The organism is Klebsiella sp. C283, assembly GCF_048822555.1.
Classification (GTDB): domain Bacteria; phylum Pseudomonadota; class Gammaproteobacteria; order Enterobacterales; family Enterobacteriaceae; genus Klebsiella; species Klebsiella quasipneumoniae.
This window is the reverse complement of the sequence record NZ_JBMEZS010000004.1, coordinates 400090-424927: the sequence shown is the minus strand read 5'-3', so window position 1 is coordinate 424927 and position 24838 is coordinate 400090. Positions and strand designations below refer to the sequence as shown.

At 61.4% G+C, this 24838-nt stretch carries 21 protein-coding genes and 2 pseudogenes; 16 read left to right on the top strand and 7 right to left on the bottom strand.

Going from position 1 to position 24838, the window contains the following annotated elements; translation table 11 throughout:
* Positions 1–25 precede the first annotated feature (25 nt).
* The 5 genes from menD to menE are packed head-to-tail and all read left to right on the top strand — an operon-like array spanning position 26 to position 5646.
* On the top strand, positions 26–1696 hold the full coding sequence (menD, locus tag ACOI7Z_RS10170) for a 2-succinyl-5-enolpyruvyl-6-hydroxy-3-cyclohexene-1-carboxylic-acid synthase (protein WP_087849536.1): 1671 nt from the start codon (positions 26–28) through the stop codon (positions 1694–1696).
* Positions 1693–2451, top strand: coding sequence for a 2-succinyl-6-hydroxy-2,4-cyclohexadiene-1-carboxylate synthase (gene menH, locus ACOI7Z_RS10165; protein WP_087849535.1), 759 nt, complete (start codon positions 1693–1695; stop codon positions 2449–2451). The genes menD and menH overlap by 4 nt, the downstream gene beginning before the upstream one ends.
* Before the next feature lie 14 nt (positions 2452–2465).
* The gene (gene menB / locus ACOI7Z_RS10160; protein ID WP_004201730.1) at positions 2466–3323 is read left to right on the top strand and encodes a 1,4-dihydroxy-2-naphthoyl-CoA synthase; all 858 of its coding nucleotides are present in this window, start codon (positions 2466–2468) and stop codon (positions 3321–3323) included.
* On the top strand, positions 3323–4288 hold the full coding sequence (menC, locus tag ACOI7Z_RS10155; RefSeq protein WP_087849534.1) for an o-succinylbenzoate synthase: 966 nt from the start codon (positions 3323–3325) through the stop codon (positions 4286–4288). Before menB ends, menC begins: the two co-directional genes overlap by 1 nt.
* Positions 4285–5646, top strand: a complete 1362-nt coding sequence (gene menE, locus ACOI7Z_RS10150) for an o-succinylbenzoate--CoA ligase (RefSeq protein ID WP_087849533.1) — start codon at positions 4285–4287, stop codon at positions 5644–5646. Before menC ends, menE begins: the two co-directional genes overlap by 4 nt.
* Here menE and ACOI7Z_RS10145 read toward each other — a convergent pair.
* The 3 genes from ACOI7Z_RS10145 to ACOI7Z_RS10135 are packed head-to-tail and all read right to left on the bottom strand — an operon-like array spanning position 5643 to position 8599.
* Positions 5643–7160 carry a tripartite tricarboxylate transporter permease gene (locus ACOI7Z_RS10145; RefSeq protein ID WP_023290502.1) on the bottom strand — a complete coding sequence of 506 codons (1518 nt, stop codon included), beginning with the start codon at positions 7158–7160 and terminating at the stop codon, positions 5643–5645. The genes menE and ACOI7Z_RS10145 overlap by 4 nt on opposite strands.
* Before the next feature lie 11 nt (positions 7161–7171).
* Positions 7172–7603: a tripartite tricarboxylate transporter TctB family protein gene (locus ACOI7Z_RS10140; RefSeq protein WP_023290501.1), complete on the bottom strand. Its 432-nt coding sequence runs from the start codon at positions 7601–7603 to the stop codon at positions 7172–7174.
* Between the two features lie 15 nt (positions 7604–7618).
* Positions 7619–8599, bottom strand: a complete 981-nt coding sequence (locus ACOI7Z_RS10135; RefSeq protein ID WP_048297924.1) for a Bug family tripartite tricarboxylate transporter substrate binding protein — start codon at positions 8597–8599, stop codon at positions 7619–7621.
* 133 nt (positions 8600–8732) lie between these two features.
* Between ACOI7Z_RS10135 and tctD the strand changes: the two genes are divergently transcribed.
* Entirely contained in the window at positions 8733–9410 is a 678-nt protein-coding gene (gene tctD, locus ACOI7Z_RS10130; protein ID WP_087849532.1) for a transcriptional regulator TctD, read from the top strand.
* Positions 9397–10803, top strand: coding sequence for a sensor histidine kinase (locus ACOI7Z_RS10125; RefSeq protein WP_032453565.1), 1407 nt, complete (start codon positions 9397–9399; stop codon positions 10801–10803). The genes tctD and ACOI7Z_RS10125 overlap by 14 nt, the downstream gene beginning before the upstream one ends.
* On the opposite strand, the pseudogene ACOI7Z_RS10120 reads toward ACOI7Z_RS10125, so the two are convergent.
* Positions 10795–10878: pseudogene (locus tag ACOI7Z_RS10120) on the bottom strand (nucleoside triphosphatase NudI); the annotation flags it as partial. The gene ACOI7Z_RS10125 and the pseudogene ACOI7Z_RS10120 overlap by 9 nt on opposite strands.
* On the opposite strand from ACOI7Z_RS10120, the pseudogene ACOI7Z_RS10115 reads away from it, so the two are divergent.
* The 7 genes and pseudogenes from ACOI7Z_RS10115 to yfaU all read left to right on the top strand — a co-directional run.
* Positions 10871–11584, top strand: a pseudogene (locus ACOI7Z_RS10115) (Rpn family recombination-promoting nuclease/putative transposase); the annotation flags it as partial. The pseudogenes ACOI7Z_RS10120 and ACOI7Z_RS10115 sit on opposite strands and share 8 nt — an antisense overlap.
* Positions 11585–11867: 283 nt before the next feature.
* Positions 11868–12410 carry a YfaZ family outer membrane protein gene (locus ACOI7Z_RS10110; protein ID WP_004201712.1) on the top strand — a complete coding sequence of 181 codons (543 nt, stop codon included), beginning with the start codon at positions 11868–11870 and terminating at the stop codon, positions 12408–12410.
* A 102-nt stretch (positions 12411–12512) separates the two neighbouring features.
* Positions 12513–13709 (top strand): nicotinamide mononucleotide deamidase-related protein YfaY, encoded by a 1197-nt coding sequence (locus ACOI7Z_RS10105; RefSeq protein WP_049013195.1) that lies wholly within the window; start codon positions 12513–12515, stop codon positions 13707–13709.
* A 203-nt stretch (positions 13710–13912) separates the two neighbouring features.
* The gene (locus ACOI7Z_RS10100) at positions 13913–14698 is read left to right on the top strand and encodes an IclR family transcriptional regulator (protein ID WP_023290494.1); all 786 of its coding nucleotides are present in this window, start codon (positions 13913–13915) and stop codon (positions 14696–14698) included.
* A 10-nt stretch (positions 14699–14708) separates the two neighbouring features.
* A complete protein-coding gene (rhmD, locus tag ACOI7Z_RS10095) occupies positions 14709–15914 on the top strand; it encodes an L-rhamnonate dehydratase (RefSeq protein WP_087849531.1) in 1206 nt (401 codons plus the stop codon).
* Positions 15915–15955: 41 nt separating this feature from the next.
* Entirely contained in the window at positions 15956–17245 is a 1290-nt protein-coding gene (locus ACOI7Z_RS10090) for an MFS transporter (RefSeq protein WP_032428943.1), read from the top strand.
* A gap of 14 nt (positions 17246–17259) precedes the next feature.
* On the top strand, positions 17260–18063 hold the full coding sequence (gene yfaU / locus ACOI7Z_RS10085; RefSeq protein ID WP_086075462.1) for a 2-keto-3-deoxy-L-rhamnonate aldolase: 804 nt from the start codon (positions 17260–17262) through the stop codon (positions 18061–18063).
* A 21-nt stretch (positions 18064–18084) separates the two neighbouring features.
* Here the strand turns inward: yfaU and glpC are convergent, their stop codons facing one another.
* Genes glpC through glpA form a run of 3 tightly spaced genes read right to left on the bottom strand, consistent with a single transcriptional unit; the run spans position 18085 to position 22131 of the window.
* Positions 18085–19263 carry an anaerobic glycerol-3-phosphate dehydrogenase subunit GlpC gene (glpC, locus tag ACOI7Z_RS10080; RefSeq protein WP_087849530.1) on the bottom strand — a complete coding sequence of 393 codons (1179 nt, stop codon included), beginning with the start codon at positions 19261–19263 and terminating at the stop codon, positions 18085–18087.
* Positions 19260–20519, bottom strand: a complete 1260-nt coding sequence (gene glpB / locus ACOI7Z_RS10075) for a glycerol-3-phosphate dehydrogenase subunit GlpB (RefSeq protein ID WP_087849529.1) — start codon at positions 20517–20519, stop codon at positions 19260–19262. The genes glpC and glpB overlap by 4 nt, the downstream gene beginning before the upstream one ends.
* Positions 20509–22131, bottom strand: a complete 1623-nt coding sequence (gene glpA / locus ACOI7Z_RS10070) for an anaerobic glycerol-3-phosphate dehydrogenase subunit A (RefSeq protein ID WP_032453558.1) — start codon at positions 22129–22131, stop codon at positions 20509–20511. Before glpA ends, glpB begins: the two co-directional genes overlap by 11 nt.
* 272 nt (positions 22132–22403) lie before the next feature.
* Between glpA and glpT the strand changes: the two genes are divergently transcribed.
* The gene (gene glpT / locus ACOI7Z_RS10065) at positions 22404–23750 is read left to right on the top strand and encodes a glycerol-3-phosphate transporter (RefSeq protein WP_023290488.1); all 1347 of its coding nucleotides are present in this window, start codon (positions 22404–22406) and stop codon (positions 23748–23750) included.
* 9 nt (positions 23751–23759) lie between these two features.
* A complete protein-coding gene (gene glpQ / locus ACOI7Z_RS10060) occupies positions 23760–24830 on the top strand; it encodes a glycerophosphodiester phosphodiesterase (RefSeq protein WP_087849528.1) in 1071 nt (356 codons plus the stop codon).
* The last annotated feature ends 8 nt before the right edge of the window (positions 24831–24838 follow it).

Here is a 24838-nt window from a genome sequence, read left to right as displayed (position 1 = left end):
TCAATATTTGATACCGGACAATTTCATGTCAGTAAGCGCATTTAACCGACGCTGGGCGGCGGTGATCCTGGAAGCTTTAACGCGCCACGGCGTGCAGCATATCTGCATTGCGCCGGGCTCGCGCTCGACACCCTTAACCCTGGCGGCGGCGGAAAACCGCGCCTTTATCCATCATACCCATTTTGACGAACGCGGCCTTGGCCACCTGGCGCTCGGTCTGGCGAAAGCCAGTCGTCAGCCGGTGGCGGTTATTGTGACCTCCGGGACTGCCACCGCGAACCTATATCCGGCGCTGATTGAGGCGGGGCTTACCGGGGAAAAGCTGATTCTCCTGACCGCTGACCGTCCGCCGGAGCTGATCGACTGCGGCGCCAATCAGGCGATTCGTCAGCCGGGGATGTTCGCCTCCCATCCGTCGCAGACGATTTCTCTGCCGCGTCCCTCGCAGGATATTTCCGCCCGCTGGCTGGTCTCGACCCTCGACCAGGCCTTGGGCGAGCTGCACGCCGGCGGGGTGCATATCAACTGCCCGTTCGCCGAACCGCTGTATGGCGATATGGATGATACCGGCGTGGAGTGGCAGCAGCAGCTCGGCAACTGGTGGCAGAGCGATAAACCCTGGTTACGTCAGGCGCTGCAGATGGAAAGTGAGAAACAGCGCGACTGGTTCTTCTGGCGGCAAAAGCGCGGCGTGGTCGTGGCGGGCAGAATGAGCGCCGCCGAAGGGAAAAAAGTGGCCGAGTGGGCGCAAACCCTCGGCTGGCCGCTGATCGGCGATGTCCTGTCGCAGACCGGGCAGCCGCTGCCGTGCGCTGACCTGTGGCTGGGCAACGGCAAAGCGGTGAGCGAGCTGGCGCAGGCGCAGATCGTGGTTCAGCTCGGCAGCAGCCTGACCGGCAAGCGGGTCCTGCAGTGGCAGGCCACCTGCGAGCCTGATGAATACTGGCTGGTGGATAATCTGCCCGGCCGTCTCGATCCGGCGCAGCACCGCGGCCGTCGTCTGCTCGCCAGCGTTGACCGCTGGCTTGAGCTTCACCCGGCGGAGAAACGCCAGCCCTGGGCGACGGCTATTCCTGAGCTGGCCCGGCAGGCGTGGGAGGCGGCGGTCGCCAGCAACGAACCCTTTGGCGAAGCGCAGCTGGCGCAGCGAATTCGGCGCTATCTGCCGGAACAGGGGCTACTGTTTGTCGGCAACAGCCTGGTGGTGCGCCTGATCGACGCCCTGGCGCAGCTGCCGGCTGGCTACCCGGTTTACAGCAACCGCGGCGCCAGCGGCATTGATGGCTTGATCGCCACCGCCGCCGGCGTCCAGCGCGCCAGCGCCCGGCCAACCCTGGCTATCGTCGGCGATCTTTCGGCGCTGTACGATCTCAACTCGCTGGCCCTGCTGCGCCAGGCGTCGGCGCCGCTGGTGCTGATCGTGGTGAACAACAACGGCGGGCAGATTTTCTCCATGCTGCCGACGCCGCAGGACGAGCGGCGCCAGTTCTACTTAATGCCGCAGGACGTTGATTTCAGCCACGCGGCGGCGATGTTCGGCCTGGTCTATCATCGCCCGGCTGACTGGCAGGCGCTGGATGAGGCGCTGGCCGGCGCCTGGCGCAGGGCAGGGGCGACGGTGATTGAGCTGGCGGTCAATGAGACCGACGGCACGCAGACCCTCCAGCAGCTGCTGGCGCAGGTAAGTCGCCTGTGACCCTCAGCGCTGCAGTCGAACATGGCCAGCCGGGTTATCCCTGGCTGGTCTTTCTGCACGGTTTTTCCGGCGACCGCCATGAGTGGCGGGAAATAGGCGACGCGTTTCGCGCCTGGCCGCGGCTGTATCTCGATCTGCCAGGCCACGGCGGCTCGGCGGATATCGCGGTGCAGGACTTTGCCGGGGTCAATATTCTACTGCAGGCTACGCTTAATAGTTACAACATACTTAACTACTGGCTGATCGGTTACTCGCTGGGGGGCCGGGTGGCGATGAACTTCGCCTGCCAGCCGCGCGCGGGCCTGCGCGGCCTGATCGTTGAGGGCGGCCATCCGGGGCTGCAGGATGCCGAAGCGCGGCAGGCGCGGCGCAGCAACGACAGCGCCTGGGCGGAACGTTTTCGCCATGAGCCGTTGGCGCAGGTCTTTGCCGACTGGTATCAGCAGCCGGTCTTCGCTTCACTGGATGCCGGGCAGCGCGCGGCGCTGGTCGCCTTACGCAGCCGGAACAACGGCGCGACGCTGGCCGAGATGCTGCAGGCGACCTCCCTTGCCGGGCAGGCCGATCTGCGCGCGTCCCTGCAGGCGCGCGATTTCCCCTTTCACTACCTGTGCGGCGAGCGCGACGCGAAGTTTCGCGCCATCGCGCAGGCGCTCGCGGCGGATCTCCATCTTATTCACCATGCCGGACACAACGCGCACCGGGACAACCCGGCGGCGGTGATTGCCTGTCTGGCGCAGATTCTGGCAAGTTAACTGAAGGACATTCTATGATCTCTCTTGATGAAGCAATGCTCTATGCCCCTGTTGAATGGCACGATTGTTCCGAAGGCTATACCGATATTCGCTATCACAAATCGGCCGACGGCATTGCCAAAATCACAATCAATCGCCCGCAGGTGCGCAACGCCTTCCGCCCGCTGACCGTCAAAGAGATGATCCAGGCGCTGGCGGATGCCCGTTATGACGACAATATCGGGGTGATTGTCCTGACGGGGGAAGGTGAGAAAGCCTTTTGCGCCGGCGGCGATCAGAAAGTCCGCGGCGATTACGGCGGCTATCAGGACGACTCCGGCGTGCATCATCTCAACGTACTCGACTTTCAGCGCCAGATCCGCACCTGCCCGAAGCCGGTGGTAGCGATGGTGGCCGGCTACTCTATCGGCGGCGGCCACGTGCTGCACATGATGTGCGATCTGACCATCGCGGCGGAAAACGCCATCTTCGGTCAGACCGGGCCGAAAGTCGGCTCCTTCGACGGCGGCTGGGGCGCCTCCTATATGGCGCGCATCGTCGGGCAGAAAAAAGCGCGCGAAATCTGGTTCCTCTGCCGTCAGTATGACGCGCAGCAGGCGCTGGACATGGGGCTGGTGAACACCGTGGTGCCGCTGGCGGATCTGGAAAAAGAGACGGTGCGCTGGTGTCGTGAAATGCTGCAGAACAGCCCAATGGCGCTGCGCTGCCTGAAAGCGGCGCTGAACGCCGACTGCGACGGCCAGGCCGGTCTGCAGGAGCTGGCGGGCAACGCCACCATGCTGTTCTACATGACGGAAGAGGGACAGGAAGGCCGCAATGCCTTCAACCAGAAACGTCAGCCGGACTTCAGCAAATTTAAACGGAATCCCTAATGCGCGTTTCGCAGGTTTACCGCTGGCAGATACCGATGGACGCGGGCGTGGTGCTGCGAGAACGGCGGTTAAAAACCCGCGACGGGCTGTTCATCCACCTGCGGGAGGGTGAGCGGGAGGGCTGGGGGGAAATTTCTCCCCTGCCGGGATTCAGCGCAGAAACCCTGGCGGAGGCGCAGGCGGCGCTACTGTCCTGGGCGCAGGCCTGGCGCGAGGGAGCGGAGCCGGCGCTTCCTGCGCTGCCCTCTGTCACCTTTGGCATCAGCTGCGCGCAGGCGGAGCTCAGCGGCGAGCTGCCGCAGGCCGCGGATTATCGCGCGGCGCCGCTCTGCTCCGGCGATCCGGATGAGCTGTTCGCCAGACTGGCGGCGATGCCCGGCGAGAAAGTCGCTAAGGTGAAAGTGGGGCTCTGGGAGGCGGTCCGCGACGGCATGGTGGTTAATCTGCTGCTGGAAGCCATCCCCGACCTGCAGCTGCGTCTGGATGCCAACCGGGCCTGGACGCCGCTGAAAGCGCAGCAGTTTGCGAAATATGTCGATCCGGCGTATCGCCAGCGCATTGCCTTTCTTGAGGAACCTTGTAAAACGCGGGAGGACTCGCGGGCCTTTAGTCGCGAAACCGGGATCGCTATCGCCTGGGATGAAAGCCTGCGCGAGGCGGATTTTCGCTTCGTCGCCGAGCCGGGCGTGCGCGCGGTGGTGATCAAGCCGACGCTAACCGGCAGTTTACACCGGGTTCAGCAGCAGGTCGCCGCGGCCCATGCGCTGGGGCTGAGCGCGGTGATCAGCTCGTCGATCGAGTCCAGCCTCGGGTTAACCCAGCTGGCGCGGGTTGCCGCCTGGCTGACGCCGCAGACCATCCCCGGACTGGACACCCTGTCGCTGATGGGCGCCCAGCTGGTGCGGGCGTGGCCGGAAAGCACCCTGCCGATGCTCAGCATCGATACGCTGGAGCCGCTGCTGTGACCTTTCGCGACTGGCCCTGGCGGCACTGGCGCCAGCGGCGCGGAGAGGCGCAGGCGCTGCGCCTGAATGACCAGCCGCTGACCTGGCGCGACCTGTGCGCCCGCGTTGATGCGCTGGCGGCCGGGTTTGCCGCGCAGGGCGTAACCGAAGGTCACGGGGTGGCGCTGCAGGCTTTTAACCAGCCGTCGACGCTGCTGGCCTGGCTGGCGCTGCTGCAGTGCGGCGCGCGGGTGCTGCCGCTCAATCCGCAGCTGCCGACGGCGTTGCTGCAGGAACTGCTGCCAGCGTTGACCGTCCAGCATCAGCTGGTGCTTAACGGCGATGCGCTGCCGGGGGATTTACCGGCGTTAACCCTGCAGGCGACAGCGGGAACCCATGCTGTGCCGTGGCGTGAGGATCGTTTCGCCTCAATGACGCTGACCTCGGGGTCGACCGGTTTGCCGAAGGCGGCGGTGCATCATGCCAGCGCCCATCTGGCCAGCGCCGCCGGCGTGCTGGCGCTGATGCCGTTTGCCGCAGAAGATGACTGGCTGCTGTCGCTGCCGCTGTTTCATGTCTCCGGCCAGGGGATTATGTGGCGCTGGCTGCTGGCCGGCGCACGGCTGACGGTGCGCGATAAACAGCCGCTGGCGCAGATGCTGCAGGGCTGTACCCATGCTTCGCTGGTGCCGACTCAGCTGTGGCGCCTGCTGAATGACGATGCTGCGCTTACCCTCAAGGCGGTGCTGCTCGGCGGCGCGGCGATCCCGGTCGAATTGACCGAGCGGGCGCGGGGGCAGGGGGTACGCACCTACTGCGGCTACGGCCTGACCGAATTCGCTTCCACCGTCTGCGCTAAAGAGGCCGACGGCGCGGCGGATGTGGGCGCGGCGTTGCCGGGGCGGGAGATGAAAATCGTTGCCGGCGAGGTCTGGCTGCGGGCGGCGAGCATGGCCGCGGGCTACTGGCGCGACGGTCAATTGTTGCCATTGACCAACGACGAAGGGTGGTTTGCCACCCGCGATCGCGGCGAGATCATCGATGGACGGCTTACTCTCCTCGGGCGCCTGGATAATCTCTTTTTCAGCGGTGGGGAAGGGATCCAGCCGGAGGAGGTGGAACGGATCATCGGGGCGCATCCGCAGATACAGCAGGCGTTTGTCGTGCCGCTGGACGATGCGGAATATGGCCAGCGTCCGGTAGCGGTGGTGGAATGCGATGACGGCTGCGAAATGAGCGTGCTGGCGGCATGGAGCGCGGAACGGTTGGCGCGTTTCCAGCAGCCGGTGCGTTGGCTGCGGCTGCCGGAAACGTTAAAGAACGGTGGGATTAAGATCTCGCGCCGGGCGCTGCGCGAATGGGTCAATTCGCCGGCTTAGCCGATATTGGCTTCGGCGCGACGCTGGCGCTGTTTACGCCGCAGACGCAGCAGCGGCGGCACCACCAGCACGGCGATAGCCAGCACCAGCAGCGTTTTGGTCACCCCGCTTTGCCACAGGATCGCCAGATTGCCGTTGCTGATCGACAGCGCGCGACGCAGGTTCTGCTCCAGCATCTCCCCCAGCACGAAGCCAAGGATCAGCGGCGACATCGGGAAGTGCATTTTGCGCATGATGTAGCCGAGCACCCCAAGCCCCACCATCAGCAGCAGGTCAAAAGTAGTGCTGTGTACCGCGTAGACGCCGACGGCGGAGACCGCGGCGATGGCCGGGACCAGAAACCACAGCGGAATGGTCAGCATACGGGTGAACAGGCCGATCAGCGGAATGTTCATGATAAGCAGCATCACGTTGGCGATCAGCAGGGCGGCAATCAGCCCCCAGACGATATCCGGCTGCTCGGTGAACATTGCCGGGCCGGGGGTGATGTTATACAGCGTCAGCGCGCCCATCATCACCGCGGTCGTGCCGGACCCCGGCACGCCGAGCGTCAGCATGGGAATAAAGGAACCGCAGGCGGAGGCGTTATTGGCCGCTTCCGGCGCCGCCACGCCGCGAATATCGCCCTTGCCGAAGTTATCGCTGTTACCGCTGAGTTTTTTCTCCGTCATGTAGGTAATGGCGCTGGCGATGGTCGCCCCGGCGCCGGGCAGAATGCCGACGAAGAAACCCACCACCGAAGAGCGCAGGGTCGCGCCGACGCACTGCGCGGCCTCTTTGGTGTTAAACAGCATCCGTCCGGTTTTCCGCACCAGCGTTTGCCCGCCGCTGGTGCTCTCCAGCATCAGCAGGATCTCTGAAACCGAGAACAGGCCGATCACCACCACAATAAACTGTACGCCGTCGGAGAGATGGACGCTGTCGAAGGTGAAGCGGTAAACCCCGGTATTGGCGTCCACCCCTACCGTCGCCAGACCCAGGCCGATTAACGCCGCGAGGAACGACTTCAGCGGGTTCTGCGCCATCATGCTGCCAAGACAGGCGATGGCGAAGACCATCAGCGCGAAGTACTCCGCCGGACCGAACGCCAGCGACCACTGGGCGAGCAGCGGCGCGAACAAAATAATACCGCCGATGGCGATCATTGAGCCAAAGAAGGAACTGACGGCGGAAATCGACAGCGCAACGCCGCCGCGACCCTGCTGGGCCATCGGATAGCCGTCGAGGGCGGTCATAATGGCGGCGGCATCGCCGGGCACGTTCAACAGAATTGATGAAATACGCCCGCCGTATTCGCAACCGATATAGACCGTCGCCAGCAGGATCAGCGCCGATTCCGCGGGTAAATGCAGGGCGAAAGCCAGCGGCAGCAGAATCGCCACGCCGTTAATAGGCCCCAGCCCCGGCAGGAGGCCGACGATAGTCCCGACAAAGCAGCCGATCAGGGCGATCAGCAGGTTCTCCGGCGTCATGGCGACGGCGAAGCCCTGCGAGAGATAGATCCAGGTATCCATAAACGCCTCCGTTAATTAAACCAGATGCCAAGGGGCAGGGTGACATCGAGCAGGGTGTCGAAGGCGTACCATAACGACACGCCCATCGCGACGCCGGCAATGCCCGCCGCCGGCAGCGTCGCGCCGAACAGCAGACCAATGATCGCCGTCAGTAGCGCGGTGGCCAGCGGAAAACCGAGCCATTCAAACCCCCAGGCGTAGACCACCAGAACCACGACCATGGTCAGCAGACGCTGCAGCACATGCCGTCCCGGCCACTCGACGGCGTCCGGGCGACGCAGCAACATTAACGCCGAGCACAGCAGCATCAGGCCGATGATCCCGAGCGGGAAGGGACGCGGGCCGACGGGTTCATAGGCGTATTCGCTGTGGATCTGCCAGGCGATAAACAGACCGCCAATACATAACAACAGCCACACTCCGGCAAAAATACGATCGCTCATTAGCGCCTCCGCGGATTATTTTGCCAGGCCAAAGGCTTTCGCCTGTTCGCGATAGTCGCTGACCTGCTGCTTAACGTAGGTATCGAGCTCCTTGCCGTTCATGTTGAATTCAAACAGGCCGCGCAGTTCACGTTGCTTTTTGAACGCTTCGGTTTGCTGCAGTTTAGTGAATTCATCGACCCACCACTGGTACTCGGCGTCGCTGACTTTCGGGCCCATAAAGAAGCCGCGAATAATCGGCCAGACCAGGTCGTAGCCCTGCTCTTTAGCGGTGGGGACATCGGCGAGCGCGCCCGGCAGTCGTTCACTGGAGAAGACCGCCAGCACGCGGATTTTATTGCCCTGCAGATAGGGCACCATCTCGCTGAGATCGCCGGAGACCGCCTGCACATGGTTACCGAGCAGCGCGGTCACCGGCTCGCCGCCGCCCTCAAAGGCGACATAGCGCATTTTATGCGGGTCGACGTTGGCTTTTTGCGCCAGCAGCGCCGCTTTCATCCAGTCCTGGCTGCCGATGGAGGCCCCGGCGCCGATCACGATACTGGAGGGATTTTTCTCCATCGCGGTCATAAACGACTTCAGATCTTTCCATGGCGAATCGGCGCGCACGGCGATCATGCCGTAGTCGGTACCGACGCTCGCCAGCCAGCGCACGTCATCGACGCTGTAACGGCCGAATTTACCCTGCGACAGGTTCAGCAGCGAGCCGCCGGAGAAGGCGACGACGGTCCCCGGCTCTGCCGGGCGCTGGGCGACAATGGCGTTGTAGGCTACCGCGCCCACGCCGCCGGGCATATAGGTGACGCGCATCGGTTTCTCGATAGCGCCGGTTTCCATCAGGCTCACCTGAATCAGCTTACAGGTCAGGTCAAAGCCGCCGCCGGGTTTAGCGGGCGCGATACATTCGGTGCGGGACGGGGCCTCTGCGGCGAAGGCGGATGTGGTGCAAAGGCACAGCGCGATGGCGCTCAGATGGCGGAAAAATGGCGTTTTCATAGGCTTCCTCAGCAGGTACAGGGCAGGTTTTTTTGATTATGTGAACCGACATATGGCGATTCGGTTGCATGATTGTTAAAACAGTTACCTTTCATTTCCCTTTCAATGCAGCAGCAACGTTACAGGATGTGATATGCGTCTCTTATTAGCCGAGGATAATCGTGAGCTGGCTCACTGGCTGGAAAAAGCGCTGGTGCAGGGCGGTTTTGCCGTGGATTGCGTCGCTGACGGGCGTGCGGCCGACCATCTGCTGCAAAGCGAGCAATATGCGCTGGTGGTGCTGGATATCGGTATGCCGGGGTTCGATGGCCTTGAAGTGGTGCAGCGGCTGCGCAAGCGCGGGCAGACCCTGCCGGTGCTGTTGCTGACCGCCCGCAGCGCGGTAGCGGACCGGGTGAAGGGCTTAAATGCCGGCGCGGATGACTATTTACCCAAGCCCTTTGAGCTGGAAGAGCTCGACGCCCGCCTGCGGGCGCTGCTCCGGCGCAGCGAAGGGCAGGTGCATGAGGTGCAGCAGCTTGGCGAGCTGGCGTATTGTGACGAAGGCTATTTTTTACTCCGTGGCCAGATGTTGTCTCTGACGCCGCGCGAGCTGGCGCTATTGAAGGTGCTGATGTTTCGCCGCACTCGCCCGGTTTCCCGTCAGCAGCTGTTCGAACAGGTGTTCAGCCTCAGCGATGACGTCAGTCCGGAAAGCATCGAACTCTACATTCACCGTCTGCGCAAGAAACTTCAGGCGAGCAATGTGCGTATAACCACCCTGCGCGGTTTAGGCTATCTGCTTGAGTGCGAGCGCCATGAGATGGAGTAAGCCGCAATCGCTCTATGCCCAACTGTTGCTGTTTCTCGGCCTGCCGCTGGTCCTGCTGTGGGGACTCTCCGCGTTTAACAGCTACGTCAGCGCGCTGCAGGCGGCGACGCAAGCCTACGATCGTACCCTGCTGTCGTCGGCGCGGACGGTGGCCGAGCAGCTGGTGGTTCGCGGAGGGCAACTGGAGGTGAATGTGCCCTGGGTGGTGCTGGACAGCTTCGAGCTCAATATGAACGATCGTCTCTATTACAAGGTGCTCGACCCGCAGGGGAAGGTCATTTCCGGCTATGACGATCTGCCCGCGATGCCGCCCTCCACCTCGCGAACTCAGCTCTATCCGGCGCTGGCGTGGTTTTATCATACCGAATATCGCGGTCAGGCAATCCGCGTGGCGCGCCTGCTGCAGCCCATCAACGAAGGCGGCATCGTTGGCATGGCGGAGATATATATTGCCGAAACGCTGCAGTCCCGCCGCTGGCTGGCCGGACAATTACTCTTCTCATCCTGGGTGTCGCAAGGGTTACTGGTCCTGTTGACGCTGGTGCTGGCAGCCTGGCTGCTGCGCCGCGTGCTGCGGCCCATGCGTCAGCTCTCCGCGCTGATGGTGCGCCGTGAACCCGGTCTGCTGACGCCGCTGCCGGAGCTGCTGCCCTGGTCGGAAACGCGGCTGCTGATTGTCGCGTTCAACCGCTACATCGACCGCCTGCGGGTGATGATCTCCCGCCAGGAGCGCTTTAGCGCCGATGCGTCCCATCAGCTGAAAACACCGCTTGCGGTGCTGAAAACGCAGGCTTCGGTAGCCCTGGCCAGCGACGATCCGCAACTGTGGCGCGAAAGTCTGCAGGCGATGCGCGCCACGCTGGACGATACGGTCTTGTTAACGGAGCGGTTGCTGCAGCTGGCGACGGTAAAACAGCGGGAGCAGGCGTTTGCGGTGATTAACTTGCCGGAGATTGTGCGCAACAGCTGCTTTTCACGTATCGCGCAAGCGCGGAGCAAACATATCGATCTTGGCTACGAGGGCGAGCAGTCGGCGGTACATGTGGCAGGCGATAGCGTTCTGCTGGGGGAGCTGTGCGCTAACCTGCTCGACAATGCCATTCGCTATACCCCGGAATATGGAACGGTCACGCTTAGCCTGCATCGCGACGGCGACGCCGTGTTGCTCAGCGTGGAAGACAGCGGTCCGGGAATTGACGACCACCAGGTACACCAGGCGCTGATGCCGTTTCGCCGCCTCGATAACGCGGGCGCGATTCCCGGCGCCGGGCTGGGCCTGGCGCTGGTTAACGATATTGCACGTTTGCATCGTAGCCACCTGCAGCTTTCGCGCAGCGAAAGCCTGGGCGGACTGAAGGCGACGCTGCGCCTGCTGACCGTGGCGTCAGAGTAGCCCCTTCATGCTCAGGGTGAGGCGGGTGGCGGCATTGAGATCGTAGTTTTTAAGCTCATCCGCTTTCACCCAGGCGGGGGACGGATATATCTATCTGCTTATCGAACATCAAAGCTCTGCGGACCGTCATATGGCATTTCGCCTGATGCGTTATGCGATAGCAGCGATGCAGCGCCATCTGGATAAAGGACATACGCAACTGCCATTGGTGATCCCGCAGCTTTTTTATCATGGGCAAGTCTCGCCCTGGCCGTATCCCATGTGTTGGCTGGAAGGATTTGCTCATCCGCAAACCGCGCGGCAAGTATACAATCAGGATTTTCACTTAATCGATATCACGGTGCTTCCTGACGATACAATAATGCAGCACCGACGGGTCGCGATGCTTGAGTTGCTGCAAAAGCATATCCGGCAACGCGATATGATGGAACTGCAGGAGCAACTAGCCAGCCTGTTGGCGCTGGGATACACTAGCCGCAGACAGCTCAGGACGCTGCTTCACTATTTATTACAGGCAGGAAATGCCGCCGATCCGGTCGCCTTTTTACGTAATCTTGCGCAAAATGTCCCCAGACGGCTGCATAAGGAGACGCTAATGAACATTGCCCAGTTTCTGGAACAACGCGGCCATCAGCAGGGCCTGCAGCAAGGTCTTGAACAGGGAGAACAATTGGCTGCGCAACGTATTGCCAAGGCGATGCTGGAAAACGGGCTTGATCTGGCGCTGGTGGCGAAGCTGACGGGGCTTGCGCCGGAGCGCCTGGCCCTGCTCGCCCATTAATTTTTCTGCTTCCTTCAAACAGCCTGCGCAATGGCGATTGCGCAGGTAAATATAGATTTATTCAATCAATACAACCTAATTAAATATAATTCTACTGAATATGAATGCGGTGAAATTTACATTCTTTCGCAAATGCGCGGCGGTATTGCTGTAAAAAGACGCAACTGGTTACACTCTTGTGAAAAATCATTTCGCCAGGTCATTGATTCCTGACGAGTGCGCAGTAGAATTTTCAGGTTTTTTCGGGACTTCTTTGATTTTAATTTTCTGGATAGAGTAAATAATGAAAAAAAGCATTTTTATGGCGCTGGCTGGCGTCATGCTGGTCTCTTCGGCGGCCCATGCGATCAGCGTTACCGGCGAAGCAGGCGAGCATTACACCAACCTTGGGGTCGGCTTCGGCACCGAGTCCACCGGTCTGGCTGTTTCGGGTAACTGGCTGCACAGCGATAACGACGGCGACGCCGCGGGTTTAGGCCTGGGCCTGAATATTCCGCTGGGGCCGTTCCTGGCGACCGTGGGCGGTAAAGGGGTATACACCAACCCGAAACAGGGTGATGAAGGTTATGCGGCCGCGGTCGGCGGCGGCCTGCAGTGGAAAATCGGCGACAGCTTCCGTCTGTATGGCGACTACTACTACTCTCCAGATTCCCTCTCCAGCGGCATTGACAGCTATCAGGAAGCCAACGTCGGCGCCAGCTGGACCATTATGCGTCCGCTCAGCATCCAGGCAGGCTATCGCTATCTGAACCTGGCGGGCAAAGATGGCAACCGCGATAACACCATCGCCGACGGCCCGTACATCGGCGCCAGCGCCAGCTTCTAATCTCCTCCGGCGCGGTCTCTTCTTGCTGCGCCAGATTTTCCTCCTCGTCAGCCTCCCGCTTTGCGTTATAGTATTTGCCACCTGGCAGGCAAGGAGTGAGCAATGTTGAATGTGGAAATGCTGTCCACTGGCGATGAAGTGTTGCATGGTCAAATCGTTGACACCAATGCAGCATGGCTGGCGGATTTCTTTTTTAATCAGGGTTTACCATTAACGCGCCGTAATACCGTCGGCGACGATCTCGATGCGCTGGTGGCGATTCTTCGCGAACGCAGCGAACAGGCGGATGTGCTGATCGTCAATGGCGGCCTCGGCCCAACCAGCGACGACCTGAGCGCGCTGGCCGCGGCCACCGCGAAAGGCGAAGGACTTATTTTGCATCCGGAGTGGCTGGAAACCATGACCCGCTTCTTTGCTGAACGCGGGCGGCCGATGGCGGAAAGCAACCGTAAGCAGGCGGAAATCCCCGCCAGCGCCGAGATGATCAATAACCCGGTGGGCACGGCCTGCGGCTTTGCCATCCAGCTCAATCGCTGCCTGATGTTTTTCACCCCCGGCGTTCCCTCTGAATTCAAAGTGATGGTCGAGCAGGAGATTTTACCGCGCCTGCGCCAGCGCTTTACGCTGCCGGAACCGCCGGTATGCCTGCGGCTGACCACTTTTGGCCGCTCGGAAAGCGAGCTGGCGCAAAACCTCAATCCGCTGACGTTACCGCCTGGCGTGGTGATGGGCTACCGCTCGTCGATGCCGATCATTGAGCTGAAGCTGACCGGACCGGCTGAGCAGCGTGACGCCATGCTGGCCCTGTGGCCGGAAGTGCGTAAAGTGGCTGGCGACAGCCTGATTTTCGAAGGCACTGAAGGGTTACCGGCGCAGATTGCACGCTGTCTGCAGGAGCGGCAGCTGAGCCTGACGCTCAGCGAGCAGTTTACCGGCGGTCTGCTGGCGCTCCAGCTGTCCCGCGCCGGCGCGCCGCTGCTGGCCAGCGAAGTGGTCCCGGCGCAGGAGGAGACGCTGGCGCAGGCGGCCCGCTGGGCGGCCGAGCGGCGCATTAACCATTTTGCCGGCCTGGCCCTGGCGGTGAGCGGCCAGGAAAACGATCATCTTAACGTGGCCCTGGCCACCCCCGACGGCACCTTCGCGCTGCGGGTGAAGTTTAGCGTCACCCGCCACAGCCTGGCGGTACGCCAGGAAGTCTGCGCCATGATGGCATTAAACCTGCTGCGTCGCTGGCTGAATGGCCAACCGCTGGCCAGTGAACATGGCTGGATTAACGTGGTGGATTCCCTCTCGCTGTAAGTCGTTTCCCGGCGCGCGGGCTTCTCCCGGGCGCCGGTTGTCCAGCCTGTTGTACTCTCCTGAAAAAATTCTGTGCGTTAAGTCGCAATTTTCCGCTGCGAACGGTCCAGCATACGGGAAAGCGATTGCCCCGCGATGTCGCTCACACTTTACCGCCCGGACAACCGCAACACTGATTCCAGTATTCAGGATTGGAGTCCAGTATGTTGGAATCAACGAAAGTCCCGGCGCTGACCCGCGCGATTGAGATCCTCAATTTAATTGGCCGCATCGGACCCTGCAGCGCGGCGACGATAATAGCGGAGCTGGGGATCCCGAAAAGCACGGTTTATCTGCTGCTGGGCGAGCTGAAAAAGCAGCGCTTCATCAGTATGGATAATCAGGATAACTACTGCCTGTGGACCAAACTGGTGGAGCTGGCCGGGCAGGCGCTAAGCAAAATGGACCTGCGCGAGCTGGCGCGGCCGCGCCTGACCCGGCTGATGGATGAGTGCGGCCTGCTCTGCCATCTGGGCATTATCGATCACGGTAACGCCTACTACATTCTGAAAATTGAATCACCCGCCACCATTAGCGTGCGTTCGCACGAAGGAAAGAGCCTGTCGCTTTACCGCTCCGGGATCGGCAAATGTCTGCTGGCCTGGCAGCCCGCCGGGGTTCAGGCATCGATTATCGATGAACTGCAGTGGGAGCGGGCTACGCCAACGACCATCAGCAATGCTCAACAGCTGCGGGAGGAGCTGGGGCGGATCCGCGCCCGGGGCTGGAGCTTTGATAATGGCGAGGACTACCCGGACGTGCGCTGCGTGGCCGCCCCGGTTTTTAACGCTAATAACGACCTGACCGCCGCCATCTCGGTGGTGGGCACCCGTCTGCAAATCAATGAAGACAATCGCGATTACCTTGCCGGTAAGGCGATTGCCTGCGCGAAAGATATTTCACGACTGCTGGGGTGGAAAAGCCCCTTTGAACAACTCGCCTCATCATAAGGAGAACACCATGACCCTACCGAAAATTAAACACGTCCGCGCCTGGTTTACCGGCGGCGCCACCGCAGAGCAGGGCGCCGGCGGCGGCGATTACCACGATCAGGGGGCTAACCACTGGATTGACGATCATATCTCCACCCCGATGAGCAAATACAAACAGTATGAGCAGTCCCGCCAGTCGTTTGGCATCAACGTGCTGGGCACGCTGATTGTGGAAGTGGAAGCCGACAACGGGCAGACCGGCTTTGCCGTGTCGACGGCCGGAGAGATGGGTTGCTTTATCGTGGAAAAACATCTCAACCGCTTTATCGAAGGCAAATGCGTCAGCGATATCAAACTGATCCACGACCAGATGCTCAACGCCACCCTTTACTACGCAGGATCCGGCGGTCTGGTGATGAACAGCATCTCCTGTGTCGACCTTGCGCTGTGGGATCTGTTCGGGAAAGTGGTTGGCCTGCCGGTCTACAAACTGCTGGGCGGAGCGGTGCGTGACGAAATCCAGTTCTATGCCACCGGCGCTCGTCCGGATCTGGCGCAGGAGATGGGCTTTATCGGCGGCAAAATGCCCACCCACTGGGGGCCGCACGATGGCGACGCCGGGATCCGCAAAGACGTCGCCATGGTGGCGGACATGCGCGAAAAATGCGGCCCGGATTTCTGGTTAATGCTGGACTGCTGGATGAGCCAGGACGTTAACTATGCCACCAAACTTGCCCATGCCTGCGCCCCTTACAACCTCAAGTGGATCGAGGAGTGCCTGCCGCCGCAGCAGTATGAAGGTTATCGCGAGCTGAAGCGCCAGGCGCCGGCCGGGATGATGGTGACCAGCGGCGAGCACCACGGCACCCTGCAGTCCTTCCGCACCCTGTCGGAGACCGGAATCGATATTATGCAGCCCGACGTCGGCTGGTGCGGCGGCTTAACCACGCTGGTGGAGATAGCGGCTATTGCTAAAGCGCGCGGGCAGCTGGTGGTGCCGCACGGCTCGTCGGTTTACTCACATCATGCGGTGATCACTTTCACCAACACGCCGTTCAGCGAGTTTCTGATGACCAGTCCTGACTGCGCCACGCTGCGTCCGCAGTTCGACCCGATCCTGCTCGGCGAGCCGGTGCCGGAGAGGGGGCGCATTCATAAATCGGTACTGGATAAACCCGGCTTTGGCGTCGAGCTCAATCGCGACTGCAACCTGAAACGTCCTTATCAACACTGATCCCCCGGGCCGCCCGGCGGCCCACGCCTGAGGATATTATGATGAGCAACACTCTGCTGGAGAGCGTGGTGAAGAAAAACCGCGCCCGCTTAATCCCCTTTATGCTGGCGCTGTACGTGCTGGCGTTTCTTGACCGTTCGAATATCGGTTTCGCCAAAGAGACCTACCAGCTGGACACTGGCCTCAGCAACGAAGCCTATGCGCTGGGGGCGGGGATTTTCTTTGTGGTCTATGCCTTTCTTGGGGTGCCGGCCAACCTGCTGATGCGCAAATTTGGCGCCAGAAAATGGATCGGCTGCACCACGCTGCTGTGGGGCGTGCTGTCGGCGGCGATGGCGTGGGCGGATACGGAAGCGAAATTCCTGCTGGTACGTACCCTGCTGGGCGCGGCGGAGGCGGGCTTCTTCCCCGGCATGATCTACCTCACGTCTCAGTGGTTTCCCCAGCAAAACCGCGCCAGCATTATGGGGCTTTTTTATATGGGGGCGCCGCTGGCGCTGACCCTCGGTTCGCCTTTATCCGGCGCGCTGCTGGAGATGCATGGGTTTATGGGCCATCCCGGCTGGTTCTGGATGTTTGTGATTGAAGGCCTGCTCGCCGTCGCCGCGGGAGCGTTCACCTTCTTCTGGCTGGACGATTCGCCGCAGCATGCCCGCTTCCTGAGCGCGGCGGAGAAACAGGCGCTGATAAGCGAGCTGGCGCGAGAGGAGGAGAAAAAGGTCACCTCGCGTCTGTCCGATGCGCTGCGTAACGGGCGGGTCTGGCAGCTGGCGCTGATCTACATGACCATTCAGGTGGCGGTCTATGGCCTGATTTTCTTCCTGCCCACTCAGGTCGCCGCGCTGTTGGGCACCAAAGTCGGCTTCATTGCCTCGGTGGTGACGGCTATCCCGTGGGTGGCGGCGCTGTTCGGTACCTGGCTTATCCCTCGCTACTCCGATCGCACCGGCGAGCGGCGCAATATTGCCGCGCTGACGCTGCTGGCGGCAGCGGTCGGGATTGCGGTTTCCGGGTTGGTGGCGCCGGTGCTGGCTATCATTGCGCTGTGCGTGGCGGCGGTTGGCGTGATTGCCGTGCAGCCGGTCTTCTGGACGATGCCGACGCAGCTGCTCTCCGGCACGGCGCTGGCCGCCGGGATTGGCTTCGTTAACCTGTTTGGCGCCATCGGCGGCTTTCTGGCGCCGATCGTTCGCGTGCAGGCCGAAACGCTGTTCGCCAGCAGCGCCGCTGGACTGTTAACCCTGGCCGGCGTGGCCATCATCGGGGTGATCACCATCTTCTCATTAAGCCTCACCCGCGCGGTTCCTCAGCGCGGCGGCGTACAGCATTGATTAAAGGAATCGCTATGAACGCACTGTTATCAAACCCCTTCAAACGTGGATTATTACGCGGTGAGACGCAAATAGGCCTGTGGCTGAGCTCGACCTCCTCCTATCTGGCGGAGATTGCCGCCACTTCAGGATATGACTGGCTGCTGATCGACGGCGAGCATGCCCCGAACACTATTCAGGACCTTTATCATCAGCTCCAGGCCATCGCCCCTTATGCCAGTCAGCCGGTGATCCGTCCGGTGGAGGGCAGCCGCAGCCTGATAAAACAGGTGCTGGATATTGGTGCCAGAACGTTGCTGGTGCCGATGGTCGATACCGCCGAGCAGGCGCGGGAAGTCGTCTCGGCAACCCGTTATCCTCCCGTCGGTAGCCGCGGCGTTGGCGCCGGCGTGGCCCGGGCGGCGCGCTGGGGCAGAGTGGAGAATTATATGGCGGAGGCGAATGACGAACTCTGTCTGCTGATTCAGGTGGAGAGCCGAACCGCGCTGGAAAATCTGGACGCTATCCTCGAGGTGGAGGGCATTGACGGGGTGTTTATCGGGCCGGCGGATCTCTCCGCTTCGCTGGGACACCCGGACGATGCGGGCCATCCTGACGTGCAGCGGGTGATTGAGCAGAGCATCCGGCGCATTCGCGCGGCGGGAAAAGCGGCCGGATTTCTGGCGGTCGACCCGGCGATGGCGGATAAATGTCTCGCCTGGGGGGCCAATTTCGTCGCCGTCGGGGTCGATACCATGCTGTACACCCAGGCGCTGGACCGCCGGCTGGCAATGTTTAAATCCGCCAGCGCTCAGCCGCAGGAGAAAGCGAGCTATTGACGGCGCAGGCTGGCGCCGGACTCAGGCGAGCGCCTGCGCCAGCACCGTCAGCGGATGTTCGCAGCCTTTGCTGGTGGACATTTCTATCTGCCATTTACAGGTCTCGCAGTCGGTGACGACGATGTCGGCGCCGCTCTCCTCAATCTGACGGAACAGCGGGGCGCCGATAGCCTGGGATACCGCGTAATTCTCAGTCTTAAACCCGTAGGTGCCGGCGATGCCGCAGCACTGCGAATCCAGCACTTCCAGCTGCAGGCCAGGGATCAGCCGCAGCAGTTCGAGGGTATACAGCGACCAGCCCATTTTCTCCATATGGCACGGCGTGTGATAGACCACCTTCAGCGGCAGCGGGCGCAGCGGCAGCGTTTTGCCACTATCCAGTTGTTTCCAGATCCAGCGAGTGGCCAGCTCCACCCGGTCGCGGAGATCGCTGTTGTCGACATCAAGGAGGTGCGGGTATTCATCGCGCAGCGTAAAGGTGCAGGTCGAGGAGGTGGCGATGATCGGCAGCGCGTTTTCCCGCATCGCGGCGACGTTGCTCTGCGCCTGCTTACGCGCTTTGTCAAAAAAGCCGTTGGCGATCAGCGGCACGCCGCAGCATTTTTCCCGTGATAACAACTGCACGCCGGTGCCCAGCGCATTGACGACGCGAATCAGATCCTTGCCCAACTGCGGGTGGTTATAGTTGACGTAGCAACCATGAAAGAAGGCCACCTGCTCAGGGTACTGCGCCTGTCTGGCCGCTAGCTGGCGGAAAGCGCGGCGGAAGGTGCCGAAGCCATATTTTGGCAGCGTGCGGCGATGATCGATATTGAGCGCCGCGTCGAGCAGGCGGCGTACCGGTTTTAAGCCGGTGGTGGCGTTTACCAGTGGGGCAAAGGGGGTGGAAAGGGTGCCCATCAGGTCGGTATGGCTGAGAATGGCGTCGCGCAGGGTCGGTTTTTGCTGGCCATACTGTGCCCGGGCGCGTTGAATGATATCGCCAATTTTCACATCCGACGGGCAGGCGACCTCACAGCGCTTGCAGTTAATGCAGTACTTGAGCGCCTCATCGTACAGCGCGCCATCCTTCAGGCGCAGGCGTTCGCCGTCCGGCCCCGCCTGTTTCGGCCCGGGATAGCGCGGATTGACCCGGCTTACCGGACAGGTAGTGGTACAGACCGTGCACTTAATGCAGCTTTCAAAACGGGTATCGTTCATGGTCGGCCTCCGGCGAGGGCGTGGATCTGTCTGGCGGCGTGCAGTGCGGTGACGGCGCAGACCCCGCCGCCGCAGCCGAGATGAATGGCATCGAACCCGCCGAGCAGCGAACCGATGGCGAAAAGATTGCTGAACGGCTGCCCGCCCAGCATGGGGCGCAGCAGGGCATCGGTTTTCACCCCGAAGCGCTGCCACGGCTGGGAGGCAAAGAAGTCGCGCTGGTACCAGTCGTCGCGCGGCAGGGTCTGCTGTAGATCGAGACCGAGAATGGGTTCGCGCACGCTATCCCGCGTGGCGACAAGACCGTTACTGAAAAAGCTGCCGCTGGCCAGCACGGTAAAACGCGGACGCAGCGCAATATCGCCGTGATTTCGCGTCCAGACGGCCTCGACGGCGCCCTGTCGATGGCTGATGTTCACCACTTCATCGCCGGCAAGCCAGGTGCCGCCGTCGCGAATAAACTGCCGCTGCAGCAAACTGTGCAGGCGCATCCCGGGAACCGAAGGCGGCAGCGTCGGCAGCAGACGCAGCGGGCAGGGCAGGCGCGCCTGCAGCCAGTGGTACAGGCGATCGTCGGCGAGGCCAAAGCAGGCGGGCATGATTAGCAGCTCATGCTGCTGCGCCAGCGGCAGCAGCGCCGCATGCAGGGCAGGCCAGTGGTTTTCATCGTCGAGGAGGCGGGCGATATTGGCGGCGCGAAACTCGGTGGGGTTGTCACGTAAAACATCCAGCAGCGGTAACTCGATTTCCGCCGCTACGGCGGTGACGCCGGTTTGCCCGAGCGCGGCGGCGGCGAGATGCGGCTGAAAATCGGCAAAGCCGCTGATCCCCACCAGACAGACCCCCTGTCGGGGGAGTGGCGCGACAGGAACCTCCTGCGGCGATAGCCACGCCGCGCGCAGCGTCCCCAGCGGCGTTACCCGCCGGTGCGGGCGGTGCGCGTCGCCCTGCATCACCGCGCCGCAGGCGGCCAGCAGGGCTTCAGTTTGTTTTGCGTATTCGAGCACCGCCCCGGCGCCGAGCCGGGAATAAGGGTGCTCAGGAAGCAGTTCAGCGAGCTGCTGCAGACCTTGCGCGAGGTCAGTGACGTTATCGCCGTTCGGCAGCGCCGAGAGCAGATCTAACGACGCGGAGGAAAAATGCAACGCGCTTTGCCCGCGGCTGATGATAACGCTGCGCAGGCCGGACTGATTCAGCGTCAGGCCGCACAGCAGGCCGGCCAGTCCGCCGCCGATAATCGCGCAGTCAAATTTCATCCTGATGCTCCTGTGGTAGTCCGCACAGGCCGAGGTAGACCCAGCGGGTGAATTCGCTTTCGCGCAGCGCGTCGCCCCAGGCGATGGGCTGCACGCCCTTCCAGCGCTCATTGAGAAACGCCGACAGCTGGGTCAACGACTGCGAGGGGGTGGTGACGTTAAAGCGCTGCAGCAGACCGGCGGCGCGGCAGGCGCAGAGTTCCCCCTGGCAGGTCCCCATGCCAATCCGGGTACGGCGGCGCAGGTCGAGCAGGGTGTGGACCGCCAGATTTTCCACCGCGTATTTCACTTCACCAGCGGTGACGGCTTCGCATTCGCAGACCAGACTACGGTGCTGGCGGCTGTCGCCAAGCCAGGCCGGCGTGCGATCGCCATGGCGGTAGACAGCAGAGCCGCGCAGCGGGCCCGGCAGGGAGATAATTTTTCGCAGGGTGCTTTCCGTCGGCTCCTGCGACCCGGGGAGCGGGCTCTCGGCCGTTGAACAGGGGGTGGTGTTGCCCAGCTTACGACAGACGGCGTCGGTGGCCCACTCGGCCATCAGGCGATAGGTCATCAGCTTGCCGCCGGTGATGGTAATGAAGCCTTCCATGCCGTCGCGCTGAGCATGGTCGAGCAGGACGATGCCGCGGCTGACGCTGCGTCCGCTGGGATCGTTGTCGCTGGCCACCAGCGGGCGCACGCCGGAGTAGGCGCGGAGGATCCGGGTGCGGCCCATGACCGGCGCCAGCTTTTCACCTTCGCGCAGCAGGGTTTCGACTTCCGCGGTCGTTACCCGGTTGTCGTCAATTTCGTCATAAGGAATATGCATCGAGGTGGTGCCGATCAGCGAGATGGTATCCCCGGGCACCAGAATATCGGCATCGGCTGGCTTACGGCAGCGGTTGATCACCAGGTTGTTAATCCGGTGGTCAAGGATCAACAGCGATCCCTTCGCCGGGAACATGGTGATGCGCAGGTCGGCATATTCCGCAATGCGCTGCCCCCAGATCCCGGCGGCATTGACCACTACCCCGGCGTACAGAGCGCGGGTCTGGTGAAGCTGACGATCGTATACCTGGACGCCACAGACGCGGTCGCCCTGGCGCAGCAGGCCTGTCACTTCGCAGCCGGTGAGGATCTGCGCGCCGTGTTCGCGGGCGTCGAGCATATTGGCCGCGGTGAGGCGAAACGGGTCAATGGTGCCATCCGGGACCTGCACCGCCCCCAGCAGCGTCGGGTTGACGGCGGGCTCGCGGCGCAGCGCCTCCTGCGCAGAAAGCGGCGTGGCCTCTATGCCAGCCTGCTGGCAGGCGGCGATAAAGGTCTGCTGCCAGGCCAGATCGTCTTCAGGCAGGGTAATGAACAGACCGCCGGCCGGTTCGATACAGTGACGGGCGATGCGGCGCAGGATGCGGTTCTCACTGATGCATTCGCGGGCGGATTCGTTGTCGGTCACCGCATAGCGGGCGCCGCTGTGCAACAGCCCATGATTACGGCCGGTGGCCCCGGTGGCGATATCATGGCGCTCAATGAGCACTGTGCGTAATCCGCGTCGGGCGCAGTCGCGGGCGATGCCGGCGCCGGTTGCTCCGCCGCCGATGATGATTACCTCGCTATCAAGACGTCCCGTCATCTTCAGCTCCTCTGCTTTCGTTTACCGCCATTTAGCCACAATCAATAAGGTTATTGTTTGATTTCGAGCATATTCGCGCGTTATTTGAGCGAATTATGTGATTTTGTGCTCACATTGGAACCTTTTGTCATATTTCTGTAACAAATTGTGCGATGTTTCACAGTATCAGCTCTACGTATTGCCTACCATCGCGGCCAGATTCGAAGTTGTTGATTAATCTGGGATTGTTGTCGTGACGTCAGTAAAAAACAGCAAGGGCCACGGAGGCTGATATGTTAAGTATTTTTAAACCCGCCGCGCATAAAGCGCGTTTGCCAGCCGCGGAGATCGACCCGCTCTATCGTCGGTTACGCTGGCAGATTTTTATCGGCATCTTCTTTGGTTATGCCGCTTACTATCTGGTTCGTAAGAACTTTGCCCTGGCGATGCCCTATCTTATCGAGCAAGGTTTCTCCCGCGGCGATCTCGGTTTCGCCCTTTCCGGCATCTCCATTGCCTACGGATTTTCGAAATTCATCATGGGATCGGTCTCTGACCGTTCGAATCCGCGCATTTTCCTGCCGGCGGGGCTGATCCTCGCCGCGCTGGTGATGCTGGTGATGGGCTTCGTACCGTGGGCCACCTCGAGCATCATGATCATGTTCGTGCTGCTGTTCCTCTGCGGCTGGTTCCAGGGGATGGGCTGGCCGCCGTGCGGCCGTACCATGGTCCACTGGTGGTCGCAGAAAGAGCGCGGCGGAATTGTTTCAGTGTGGAACTGCGCGCATAACGTCGGCGGGGGGATTCCGCCGCTGCTGTTCCTGTTGGGTATGGCCTGGTTTAACGACTGGCACGCGGCGCTCTATATGCCGGCTTTCGGCGCTATTCTGCTGGCGATTTTCGCCTTCGCGATGATGCGCGATACGCCGCAATCCTGCGGCCTGCCGCCGATCGAAGAGTATAAAAACGACTACCCGGACGATTACAGCGAAGAGCATGAACAAGAGCTGACGGCGAAGCAGATCTTTATGCAGTACATTCTACCGAACAAGCTGCTGTGGTACATCGCGGTCGCCAACGTCTTCGTTTACCTGCTGCGCTACGGCATTCTCGACTGGTCGCCGACCTACCTGAAAGAGGTGAAGCACTTCGCGCTGGATAAGTCCTCCTGGGCCTACTTCCTGTACGAGTACGCGGGGATCCCGGGCACCCTGCTGTGCGGCTGGATGTCGGATAAAGTGTTTAAAGGCAACCGCGGCGCCACCGGCGTGTTCTTTATGACCCTGGTCACCATCGCGACCGTCGTGTACTGGCTGAACCCGCCGGGTAACCCGGGCGTCGATATGGCCTGTATGATTATTATCGGCTTCCTGATCTACGGCCCGGTGATGCTGATTGGCCTGCATGCGCTGGAGCTGGCGCCGAAGAAAGCCGCCGGCACCGCCGCAGGCTTCACCGGCCTGTTCGGTTACCTCGGCGGTTCCGTGGCCGCGAGCGCCATCGTCGGCTACACCGTCGATTTCTTCGGCTGGGACGGCGGCTTTATGGTGATGATCGGCGGCAGCGTGCTGGCGGTTGTCCTGCTGGTTATCGTGATGCTCGGTGAACGCCGCCATCATCAACAGCTGAAGCAAGCCTAAGGAGCGGCGATGAACATGAAACTCACCGCGCTAATTAGCGGCATGATGTTGGCCAGTTCGGCGCTGTGCTTCAGCGCGACAGCGGCGGATAAAATGGTTATCGCCCACCGGGGCGCCAGCGGTTATCTGCCTGAACATACCCTGCCGGCGAAAGCGATGGCCTACGCGCAGGGGGCGGATTACCTTGAGCAAGACCTGGTGATGACCAAAGACGACCGACTGGTGGTGTTGCACGACCACTATCTGGATCGGGTGACCGACGTCGCTCAGCGCTTCCCGCAGCGGGCGCGTCAAGATGGCCGTTTTTACGCCATCGACTTTACCCTGGCCGAGATCAAGTCGCTGACGTTTACCGAAGGCTTTGAGCCGAAAGATGGCAAGAATGTGCAAACCTATCCCGGGCGTTTCCCGATGGGCAAATCCGATTTCCGCATTCATACCTTTGAAGAAGAGATTGAGTTTGTCCAGGGGCTGAATCATTCCACCGGCAAAAACATCGGTATTTACCCGGAAATCAAAGCGCCGTGGTTCCACCATCAGGAAGGCAAAGATATTGCCGCCAGCACGCTGAAAGTGCTGAAAGAATATGGCTACACCAGCAAGCAGGATAAGGTCTATCTGCAGTGCTTTGACGCCAACGAGCTCAAGCGTATTAAGCATGAGCTGGAGCCGAAGATGGGCATGGATCTCAAGCTGGTGCAGCTTATCGCCTATACCGACTGGAATGAAACCCAGCAGCGGCAGGCTGACGGCAAGTGGGTGAACTACAGCTATGACTGGATGTTCAAGCCGGGGGCCATGGCGCAGATTGCGCAGTACGCCGACGGCATTGGTCCGGATTATCATATGCTGGTGGCGGAAGGCTCAAAGCCGGGGGCGGTGAAGCTGACGGCGATGGTCAAGGAGGCGCACGCCAGCCATCTGCAGGTGCATCCGTATACCGTGCGCGCGGATCAGCTGCCGGAGTACGCCAGCAACGTCAATCAGCTCTATGACCTGCTGTATCGCCAGGCGGACGTCGATGGCTTGTTTACCGATTTCCCGGATAAAGCGGTGCAATTCCTGGATGCTAAACGCTAAATATCCCT